This window comes from Microcystis sp. LE19-10.1B, assembly GCF_027530565.1.
Taxonomy (GTDB): Bacteria; Cyanobacteriota; Cyanobacteriia; order Cyanobacteriales; family Microcystaceae; genus Microcystis; species Microcystis aeruginosa.
Genome location: NZ_JAPZQM010000148.1, coordinates 21,738 through 33,325, shown reverse-complemented (window position 1 = coordinate 33,325; position 11,588 = coordinate 21,738). Strand labels below are relative to the sequence as shown.

Genomic DNA, 11,588 nt, shown 5'->3' with positions numbered 1-11,588 from the left:
CAATGTCTGCTCAATCCTCAACCTCTAGCCTAACTGCTTTACAAAAAACACCGATCGCTATTATTGGAATGTCGGCCTTATTTGCTAAAGCCAAGAATTTACAGGAATATTGGCAAAATATTCTCGGTAAAGTGAATGGAATCACTGAAGTGCCAGAAAGTGCCTGGAATTTAGAAGATTACTATGATCCAGACCCGAAAGCACCAGATAAGACCTATGGTAAATGGGGGGGCTTTTTGCCAAAAATTGATTTTGACCCCTTAGAATTTGGTCTGCCACCTGATACGTTAGAAGCTTTAGATTCGGCTCATTTACTTGGTTTAGTGATGGCTAAACAAGCTTTAGAAGATGCGGGTTATAACCAAGGAAAAGAGTTTAATCGAGAAACAACAGGGGTTATTTTAGGAGGAAGCGGACTCTGGAAAAGCATTACTCCCTTAACCAGTCGTCTGCAATATCCTCTCTGGAAGAAAATTTGCCAAAAAAGTGGTTTATCTCAAGAACAAACCGACAAAATTATCGAAAATATGAAGGCTGCCTATGTGCCTTGGCAAGAAAATTCTTTCCCCGGTATGTTACCAAACGTCGTAGCAGGTCGTATTACTAATCGCTTTGATTTAGGAGGAACTAATTGTGTGGTGGATGCAGCCTGTGCGAGTTCCTTAAGTGCTTTAAAAATGGCGATCAGTGAATTAATTGAAGGCCGTTGTGACATGATGCTTACAGGGGGCTTTGACACGGATAATTCCATCCTTAACTATATGTGTTTTAGCAAAACTCCAGCTTTTTCTAAGAAAGATTGTCTCAATCCCTTTGATGCTACCTCCGATGGCATGATGGTAGGGGAAGGATTGGGAATGCTGGTGATTAAACGGCTTGAGGATGCAGAACGAGACGGAGATCGCATCTATGCAGTGATTAAAGGCATCGGGACTGCTAGTGATGGTCGTTTTAAAAGTATCTATGCACCGCGTCCTGAAGGTCAAGTTAGATCCTTACGGCGCGCCTATCAAGAGGCGGGATTTTCTCCCGCTACCTTGGGGTTAGTTGAAGCCCATGGTACTGGAACACCAGCAGGAGATTTTTGTGAATTTACAGCCCTGAATGAGGTTTTTAGCGAAAATAACGCAGAAAAGCAAACGATTGCTCTGGGTAGTGTCAAATCTCAAATTGGTCATACCAAGGCGGCGGCGGGTGCTGCAAGTTTAATTAAAACGACTTTGGCCTTACATCATAAAATTCTTCCTGCTACCATTAACATTACCGAACCCAACCCTAAATTTAAGATTGAAGACTCGCCTTTTTATCTCAACACCGAAACCCGTCCTTGGTTGCCCAAAGGAAAGACACCGAGACGGGCCGGGGTTAGTTCCTTTGGCTTTGGGGGAACAGATTATCATGTGGTGTTAGAAGAATATACGCCCAAATTACCCCAAGGAGAAAATCGAATTCATCACCGTCCCCAATCAATTTTACTCTGGGGTCAAAATCCTGAAGAATTAAGACAAACTTGTCAAAAAGCTCTAGAACAGTTGCAATCTCCCCAAGGGTCACAAGTTTATATTGAACTACAAAATCAAAGCAAATCGGCTCAACTTCCCTTAAAGGTTGCTAGAGTGGGCTTTGTTGCGACTTCCTTGGCGGAAGCTATTAAATTACTACAAGCAGCCGTTAAACAGTTGCAAAAACAGCCTCAAGCAGAGGCATGGGAACATCCCCAAGGTATTTATTACCGTAAGACGGGGTTATTACTGGAGGGAAAAGTCGTAGCATTGTTCCCCGGCCAAGGTTCTCAATACCTGAATATGGGTCGAGAAATTGCCCTAAATTTGCCAGAAATCCAAACCGCTTATCAAAAATTGGACATATTGAGAGCTAAAGCGGGTTTAACGCCCCTTTCAGCAGGATTATTTCCGATTCCTACCTTTAACGAGGTGGACGAAAAACGGCAAACCTCTTTACTGCAACGGACGGAAAATGCTCAACCTGCGATCGGGGCTTTCAGTGTAGGACTGTATAAAACGTTGCAAAAGACGGGATTTAAGCCAAATTTTGTGGCCGGTCACAGTTTTGGGGAATTAACCGCACTCTGGGCCGCAGGCGTTTTCACCGACGACGATTATTATTACTTGATCCAAGCTAGAGGCCAGGCTATGGCCGCACCGAAAGGAGCAACCCCTCAAGGGGCGATGTTAGCGGTGACGGGGAAAGTATCTCAGATAGCGCAATGGGTTGAAGGAATGGCCAATGTGCAGATTGCTAACTATAATGCACCTGAACAGGTGGTATTATCGGGATTAGCCTCAGAAATTGCCACTATTGAGAAGATTTTAAGCTCTCAAGGCTATCAGGTTACGCCTTTACCCGTGTCTGCTGCTTTTCATACTTCTCTAGTACGTCATGCTAGTCAACCCTTTGGGAAAGCGTTGGATCAAGTGACGTTTCATGCGCCCCAACTTCCGGTTTATGCTAATGTGACCGCGGCCCCTTATCCCAAAGATTTATCAGGGATGCGTCAGCTTTTAGAAGCTCAGTTGTTGAATTCGGTTCAGTTTGTCCAACAAATTGAAAATATTTATGCTCAAGGCGGATATTGCTTTGTGGAAATTGGACCGCGCCAAATTCTCACTAACTTAGTTAAACAGATCTTAGGCGATCGCCCTCATCTGGCCATTGCACTCAACCCCAGTCGGCAAAAGGACAGTGATGTTCAACTCTCACAAGGAGTAATGCAGCTTCGAGTTTTAGGTTTACCGTTAAACGATCCGGAAAATGCAGCTTTGACGGTGAAGACTCCTTCAAGCAAACGCAAAGGTATGATCCTGAAGCTGAATGCAACCAACTACATCAGCGATAAAACCAAAGCTTTGATCGGAGCTGCATTACAACCTGATTCACCTGCGGAAATAGAACCGTCAGTTGATTCCCAAACGGTTGAATCTAAGTGTGAGGAAGTGAAAGGGTCGGAAAACGAGGAAATTTTAGCCTCTATTCCTTCCGTCAACCCTTATCCTTCTGATTCTCAGCCTCTTTCAGAGGAAATTCCAACACTCAATTTATCTATCGTTTCTCGAGATCAAACTGTAACCATGACTATGAACAACGCTATTTCTAACAACATCAACCCTCTTTTACAGGCATTCTACCAATATCAACAGAGTCTTGCCAAGGTTCACGAAGAGTACATTAAACATCAATCCCAGAGTTTTCAATCAGTGTTGCAGTTATTCAAACAAAAAGAGATGACAGCAGTTGCTCAAATTGACGAACTCTCTACTCCTGCTGCTGCTTCGGAGAATTCAAAATTTGATCGGCAAAATTCAGAGGTTTCCTCTGTTAGCTTTCCTGATCCTACCCCTTTTAAGTCTGAACCTCAGCCCTTACGGACTCCAGAACCTCAACCTTTAAACACTGCACCTCAACCCTTACCGACTCCCGAACCTGAACCTGTTCACATTTCCCCCATTGTCAACTACTTAGAACCTCGTCAACCCATTGCAGCCATCTCTACACCTGAACCTGTGTCAGAAGTGAGCGAACCTTCTTTAGACTCCATTCAAGATGATGCACTAAGTCAAGCCTTATTAGAGGTTGTCAGTGAAAAAACAGGCTATCCTACGGAAATGTTGGAATTAGAAATGGATTTAGAGGCAGATTTAGGCATTGACTCGATCAAACGGGTAGAAATCATGGGAAGTCTGCAAGAAGCTTTCTCTGGGTTGCCCAAACTTAGCCCTGAAGCATTAGCAGAAAAACGTACCCTAGCCCACATTGTTCAGTATTTGAGGGAGAAAATGATGGTGACAGAAAAAAAAATAGCTTAGTTGTTACCTCTACCCAGTCTAACCATCGAAAACACGGTGATATTGGACGTTATCAAATGAAACTGAAGCCCCTTGCTGCACCAGATTATTGGGATTTTCCCTCAACCCCTGATCAAACCTGTTTGGTGACCGATGATGGTTCATCTACTACTGCCCAAGTTGCTCAAAGTTTGCTAAACCAAGGCTGGCAAGTTGTGGTTCTCAGTTTCCCTCAATTCCTTATTCCTGTGCGTTCTTCTCTTCCTGCGGGGGTTCGACATTTTGTTCTCAATCATTTAAGTGAAGAACATTTACAAGCACAATTGGGAGATATATTTAAAACTTGTGGACTGATCGGCACATTTATTCATTTACATCCTCTCTCTCAGGGGTTTAATCAAGATCAAGAGACTTCAATTAATTCTGATCAAGCGATTGTTAAACAAGTGTTTTTACTAGCCAAACATCTTAAATCTTCTCTGACGCAAGCGGCCAGTCAAGGACGCAGTTGTTTTCTCAGCTTAACCCGTTTAGATGGAGAATTTGGTCTCAGTGGAAAACGAGAATTTAGCCCTATTAGTGGCGGTTTATTTGGCTTAACGAAAACCTTAAATCTAGAGTGGGAATCGGTCTTCTGTCGCGCTCTAGATATTAGTCCCGACTTAGATGAAATGACAACGGCTCAAATTGTTTTAGCTGAATTGCATGATCCTAATAGCTTAATTCAAGAGGTGGGTTATACCCCAAAAGGTCGAATGACTTTGACTTGTGAATTAGCTTCTTTGAGCAGTAATTAGGGAAAAGTTAATAGTTAGAATAAAATTAGCTGGGCGCGAGCATTGCGCCCCTACAGAATTATATTTATTCAAATAAATTACGGTATAAATTCTGATTTTTAGCTAATATATACTAACTATTAAATATCAACTATCAACTATCAATTATCAACTAACACGGTATGTTCCCCATGATTAATGATACTCAACTTAATTCATCTTCGGTGGTTATTGTCAGTGGTGGTGGCCGAGGAATTACGGCTCAATGCGTTATCTATTTGGCGCAACAATATCATTGTAAATTTATTTTATTAGGTCGTTCGCAAATTTTAGATCCTGAACCTGAATGGAGTCTTTCTTGTCAAGATGAATCTGAGTTAAAGAGGCAAATTATGCAACATTTAGCAACTCAAAATGAAAAACCAACTCCGAAAAAAGTTCAAGCACTGTATCAACAACTCTGTCAAAGTCGGGAAATTAAGCAAACCTTATCAGAGATTGAAAAAGTAGGAGGAAAAGCCGAGTATTGCAGTGTTAATGTTACCGATTCACAGCAAGTAAAAGCAACTTTAAGACCGATTATTCAACGTTGGGGAGAGATTACGGGCATTATTCATGGTGCGGGAACGTTAGCCGATAAATTAATTGAAAACAAAACTGAACAGGATTTTGATAAGGTTTATAGTGTCAAAATTGATGGGTTAAATAGTTTATTAAGTTCGGTAGAAGTTAACCGATTAAAATTTATTGCCTTATTTTCTTCTTTTGTTTCATTTTATGGCAATATCGGTCAATCTGACTATTCTTTAGCTAACGAAATTTTGAACAAGTATGCTTATTTACTTCAACAAAAATATCCTAAATGTCATGTGGTTTCTATTGGGTGGGGTCCTTGGGATGGGGGAATGGTGACACCACAGCTTAAACAGTTGTTTGAGCAGCAAAATATTAAGGTTATTCCTCAACAAACAGGGGCGCAAATGTTAGCAGAAGAATTAACCCAAACTCAAGCTAAAACCCCTCAAATTATTGTGATGAGTAACCCTATTTCTCCTTCTCCTAAACTGGTTACACCGCAAAAGCATAGTTACCGTTTATATCGTCGGTTGACGTTACGAGGAAACCCTTTCGTTTATGATCATGTCATTGGGGGAAATGCAGTTTTACCTGCGATGTGTGCGTTAGCATGGATCACTAATAGTTGCGAACAACTTTATCAAGGATATCGTTTTTTAAGTTGTCATAACTATCAGGTGCTTAAAGGAGTTGTCTTTGATAAAAGTTTAGCTAATTTGTATTGTTTGAATCTGACTGAAGTTGATAAAACAGAAGATGAAATTAAATTTGAAGCCTTAATTTGGAGTGAAACCGCTAAAGGAATTCCCCTTTATCATTATCGGGGGATTATTAATATTACTAAACAAGTAATAGCTGAGAGAAAACTTGAGGAAAGTATTCAGACTGTTACGGAATCTTTCCTTAATTTACAACCCTATCAAGCAGGAGTTCTTTTTCATCAGCCCAGATTTCAAGGAATTAAGAAAATCTTAGAAATTAATAAAAACGAACTTGTTTTTAACTGTTACTTACCTCGAATTTCTGCACAAGATCAAGGACAGTTTAGTGTTCAATCCTTTAATTCTTATACGGCTGATCTCTTGTTTCAATGTCTTTTAGTTTGGGTCAGAAAACACTACAATTCCGGTAGTTTACCCCTAAAACTAAATGAGCTTGAGCAGTTTAGTTCCCTCCCTTTTAATCAAGAATTTTGGATCAAATTATCCATTAATGAACATAGTGATACTAAGGTAATTGCTAATGCACTTGCTTATAATTCTCAAGGGAAAATTTATTTAGAAGCAAATAATATGGAGGTTACTTTGAGTTCTTGTCTTAATGTTTTGTTTCTTAACAATACGGTGAATTCATCGAATACTGTTTGCTTGTAATTTTTTCTCAATTGATACCCTATTTACATTTTCACAGGAGATATTATGAAACCTTCCAAATTAGCGATCGCTGGACTAAGTGGCTTCTTTAATCAACTGTTAACCAGTCAACAACTATCAGCTTTAATTTATCAAGGAAACTCCCTTGATTATTCTAACAAACCGATCAGTGATCATTCTTGGTCTATCCTATCAAAGATGTCTGATCAAGGGTTAAAAGATTGTACTTGTAAGATAGGAAAAAAAGTCGCTTTAATTACTGCTAATAATATTAGCAACAATCAAGAAACTGAGCTTAAAAATATTAGTTATCAATTGGAAAGATTATGGAATTGTTCCATTGTTCCCTTTCAATTAACCCAAGGATCTGATTCTTTATTAAAGTCTCTTGAATTAGCCCAAATTCTCTTAACCGCCAAAGAAGTTGATACAGTTATTATTAGTGCGCTTAATAGGAATTGTGAGTCTATTATTGGCGGAGCTTTAATCCTCAAAGATTATGAAACAATCCCCAACAATAATAATACGCTTTTTTACGGGATTATTGATAGCTTTAGTAAAATAGTTAACCCCTTATCTTCTCCATCAGTTGCGATTAAACAAAGTTGTCAGCAAGCATTTAAAAATGCTAAGATTCACCCCTCAAATATTGGTTATTTAGCTGTTTCCTCAAGAGAGATAGATCAAGGGTTATTAGAAGCTTATTATGCTAATCATAATAACCTAACTTGTGCAGTTGGAACAGTCCAAGAGAATAATAATAACTTAGGGATAACTGAAGATTTAATTAGCTTAATTAAAACAGCACTTTGCTTAAAAAATCGTTATCTTCCTGCTTCCGCTCAACTGTTAACTTCTAATCTTACTCAAGAATGGCAAAATAGTTCTTTTTATCTACCTGATGTATCACTTCCTTGGTTTCTTGAAAAAGGACAAGAAAAACGCTATGCTGCGCTTAATTTAGTCAATCAAAATAATACTTATAGTCATTTAATTTTATCGGAAGCAACTCCTCAAAGTACACCCAATAATGGCTATTTACCCTATGCACCATTTTATCTATTTCCCCTCGCTGGAAATGATAGTTCATCTTTACAAAGTCAGCTTGATAACTTAACCCATAGTATTGAAAACAGTTTCTCCTTACCCCATCTTGCCAAAGAGAATTTTATTCAGTTTCAACAGAATTCTCAATCTCCTTATGTTGTAGCAATTGTTGGGAATAACAAAGAAGCTTTGCAAAAGGAAATTAAACAGGCTAAAAAAGGAATTGATAAAGCCTTTCATACAGGAAAGCCGTGGAAAAGTCCCCAAGGAAGTTATTTCACCCCTAAACGGTTAGGAAAAGTGGGTAAAGTCGCTTTTGTTTATCCTGGTGCGTTTAACTCCTATTTAGGAATGGGAAGAAATCTTTTTCAATTATTCCCTAGATTATGGGAGAGAGCAGAGAGTTTAATTAGTGATCCTGCTACCTTTTTTCAAGCAAACTCTCTTTATCCTCGCCGTCAATCTCCCCTTTCTAAACAAGACTTAGAAACCCTAGAAACTCAATTCATTGCTAACCCTTTATCTCTCTTAGAAACGGGAACAGGTTTTGCGGTTTTATTCACCGAAATTATGCAGAAATATTTCAAGATTAAACCTGATGCTGCCTTCGGTTATAGCATGGGAGAAAGTACCATGATGTATTCATTAGGAGTGTGGCCAAATGCGGATCAAGGAAGTCAATTTGTTCATTCTTCTCCCCTATTTAAAACCCGTTTAATGGGAGCTAAACAAGCCGTTGCAGAATCTTGGGGTCAACCGATAGATGAAAATTCATGGAGTAGTTATGTTTTAATGGCTACAGCTGAAGCAGTTCAGGAATGTCTAAAAACAGAAAGTAAGGTTTATTTAACCCATATTAATACCCCTCAAGAAGTTGCGATCGCAGGAGATTCTCAAGGTTGTTTACGGGTGATTGAAAAATTACAATGTGATCGGTTTCGTTCGCCTTCTGATATGGTTTTACATTGTGAAGTTATGCAATCAGAATACAATGAGTTTCTTAAGCTAAATACGGTGACAATAGGAACACCACCTGATACTATTTTTTATTCCTCTTCTCATTATGATTCTCTGGCCTTAGAACAAGAGAAAATTGGTGAGCATTTAAGTCAAGGAATGTGTCAAATGTTAGATTTTCCTCGCTTAATTGAACGCACTTATCAAGACGGGGTAAAAATTTTTCTAGAATTAGGATCAGGAGGAAGTTGTTCTCGTTGGATATCGGAAACTCTTGGTCAAAAAGAGCATCTTGCATTGTGTATTAATCGTCGAGGTGCTGATGATTTAGCGACCATTATTAAGATGTTAGCACAATTAGTCAGTCATGGGGTAGAACTAGACTTATCCCCTCTTTATTTAACAGATGAAGCAGAAACCTTAGAGGCGATTTTTAAGACAGTGTTAACCACAGCACCCAAAGCTAATATTGAACCCCAAACTGAGCAACAAAATTCAATTATTCGAGAAAATACTGCTTCTCAAAAAGTCGCTGCTTTAGTCGCTTCTTCTACTCAAACTCTTTCACAAGTTCCAACCATTTCTACAGTTGATCATTTAAGAACAAGCGTTATTTCTTCTCATCCTAAAACCGTTAGACCTTGTTTATTTGATCAACCTGAGATTCTCGAATTTATTGAAGGTAAAGTCTCTAAGGTTTTTGGTCAAGAATATGAACCCATTGATCATTATACCCAACGAGTCAGAATGCCGTCTCCTCCCTTTTTGTTCGTCAGTCGGGTGACTCAATTAGAAGGAAAATTAGGTGATTATAAATCAGGTTTCATCGAAACAGAATATGATGTACCAGAAGATGCTTGGTATGCAGTAGATGGTCAATTAACGGTAGGAATTTGTAAAGAAGCCGGCCACGGACTCCTGATGCTATTAAGTTATATCGGGACAGATTTTGAAAATCAAGGAAAACGCTCTTTCCGTTTATTAGATTTATCTGCAACCTTCTTATTTGAACAACCTGAAAATGTTAAGTTGTTACGGTGTCGAGTTAAGATCACATCTTCGGTTAAAACTGATGATAGCTTATTAATTTTCTTCCAAGGAGAGGTGTTAATTGGGGATCAAGTTTGGATGAAATTTCATGACGGTTGTGCTGGACTCTTTTCTGATGAAGAATTAGAAAAAGGACAGGGAATTGTGCTAAAAGAGGCTGAAGAAAAAGAAAGAAACTTGATTAAAAGACAACAGTTTACTCCTCTTTTAACTTGTTCTAAGTCATTCTTTAAAAAAGAAGAACTTCTTAATCTAAGTCAAGGCAATATTGAGGCTTGTTTAGGGAAAAACTATCAACAAAATGGCTTAAATTCTTCCCTCAGATTACCCCCAGAAAAACTCTTAATGTTAGAGAAAGTGATGATGGTAAATCCTCAAGGAGGAATAGCTGGACTAGGGTTAGCAGTGGGAGCAAAACAGATCACTCCTGAGGACTGGTATTATTCTTGTCATTTTAAAAATGACCCCACTTTACCGGGGAATTTAATGATTGAAGGAAGTATCCAACTGGTGCAATTTTATTGTTTATGGTTAGGGTTACAAACTCACAGGAAAGATGCTCGTTTTCAGGTGATGCCTAATCAAACCCAAGCAGCTCGTTTTCGGGGACAAGTGACTCCCCAACATGGAACTTTAATGTATCAAATGGAGGTGTTAGAAATTGGACTTTCTCCTCAACCTTATCTTCTGGCTAATGTGGATGTTATTTTTGGCGGAAAAACCATTGCTACTATTAAAAATATTGGTGTTCAACTGGTAGAAAAAACAGACACCATTCCCAGTATTTTCCCACCCATTGAGTCAGTAACATTACCCCATATTTCCCAATTATCAAAACAGTCATCGGTTTTATTTAATGAAAACCAATTAAAAACCTTTGCTAAAGGATCAGTGGCTGCCTGTTTGGGATCAGAATTTGACATTTATGAAAATCGTCAATCGGTTCGTTTACCTAACGGGGAGTTTCAGTTAGTCAGTCGGGTATTAGACATCGAAGGTAAACGTCATGAATTGCAAAAACCATCGGAAATTATTACCGAATTTGATGTCAAAGAAAATGCTTGGTTTTATAACCATAATGCCTATCCCACTTTGCCCTACTGTACTTATATTGAAATTGCCGGTCAACCTTGTATTTTCTTAGGGGTTTATATGGGAGCAACTTTATTATTCCCAGAAGATGATCTTCATTTTCGTAATTTGGATGGACAGGGAACAATTCTCAAAGAAATTGACCTCCGTAATAAAACCATTACGGATAAAGTTCGTCTCCTTTCTACCACCGCTATTCAAGGGGCAATTATTCAAAAGTTTGAGTTTGAGTTATCTTGTGAAGGTGAGCCTTTTTATCGGGGAAATATGGTCTTTGGAGACTTTAGCACAGCCGTGTTAGCGAATCAAGTGGGACTTGATGGTGGAAAACGTCTTAAACCTTGGTATCAACTGAATAATTTATCCGATTTAACCCTACAGGAAATTAATTTACAAGATTCCTTAACTCACCAAACCTTCTATTCAGTAAATCCTGAAAAACCCCATTATCGTCTTTCTCAAAATTATCTTGATTTTATCGAAAAAGTTTTCCTAATTCAAGATGGGGGTAAGTATCAAAAAGGATATATTTATGCCAGCCAATCAATTACTCCCGAAGATTGGTATTTTCCCTTCCATTTCTATCAAGATTCCGTGATGCCTGGTGCATTAGGCGTTGAGTCTATTCTTCAAGCTATGCAAACTTATGCGCTGCAATTAGACTTAGGCAAATCTTTCAAAAATCCTCGCTTTGGTCAAGCCATTAATCATCAAATCACCTGGAAATATCGAGGACAAATTACACCCGAAAATCGTTTAATGTCTTTAGAAGTGCATATTTCCGATATTCGAGTCGAAGATGATGTAATCACAATTATCGGAGATGCCAGTCTTTGGAAAGAAGACTTAAGAATTTACGAAATTAAAGACATCGCCTTGTGTCTATTAGACAATGAACAGTGAACAGTTAACAG

4 protein-coding genes are annotated in these 11,588 nt (G+C 38.7%); all 4 read left to right on the top strand.

Translation table 11 applies throughout. The annotated features are described in order from the left end of the window. Positions 1-2 precede the first annotated feature (2 nt). On the top strand, positions 3-3,824 hold the full coding sequence (locus O9332_RS05315; RefSeq protein WP_288024081.1) for a beta-ketoacyl synthase N-terminal-like domain-containing protein: 3,822 nt from the start codon (positions 3-5) through the stop codon (positions 3,822-3,824). Positions 3,825-3,880: 56 nt separating this feature from the next. After that, positions 3,881-4,600 (top strand): Rossmann-fold NAD(P)-binding domain-containing protein, encoded by a 720-nt coding sequence (locus O9332_RS05310; RefSeq protein WP_287109102.1) that lies wholly within the window; start codon positions 3,881-3,883, stop codon positions 4,598-4,600. 170 nt (positions 4,601-4,770) lie between these two features. Beyond that, on the top strand, positions 4,771-6,528 hold the full coding sequence (locus O9332_RS05305; protein WP_288024078.1) for an SDR family NAD(P)-dependent oxidoreductase: 1,758 nt from the start codon (positions 4,771-4,773) through the stop codon (positions 6,526-6,528). Between the two features lie 45 nt (positions 6,529-6,573). Further along, positions 6,574-11,577 carry a short-chain dehydrogenase gene (locus O9332_RS05300; RefSeq protein ID WP_288024075.1) on the top strand — a complete coding sequence of 1,668 codons (5,004 nt, stop codon included), beginning with the start codon at positions 6,574-6,576 and terminating at the stop codon, positions 11,575-11,577. The last annotated feature ends 11 nt before the right edge of the window (positions 11,578-11,588 follow it).

Bases quoted from the DNA above. Each gene is read 5' to 3' on its own strand.
- O9332_RS05310 (WP_287109102.1), top strand. From the start codon at position 3,881: ATGAAACTGAAGCCCCTTGCTGCACCAGATTATTGGGATTTTCCCTCA.
- O9332_RS05300 (WP_288024075.1), top strand. From the start codon at position 6,574: ATGAAACCTTCCAAATTAGCGATCGCTGGACTAAGTGGCTTCTTTAAT.
- O9332_RS05305 (WP_288024078.1), top strand. From the start codon at position 4,771: ATGATTAATGATACTCAACTTAATTCATCTTCGGTGGTTATTGTCAGT.
- O9332_RS05315 (WP_288024081.1), top strand. From the start codon at position 3: ATGTCTGCTCAATCCTCAACCTCTAGCCTAACTGCTTTACAAAAAACA.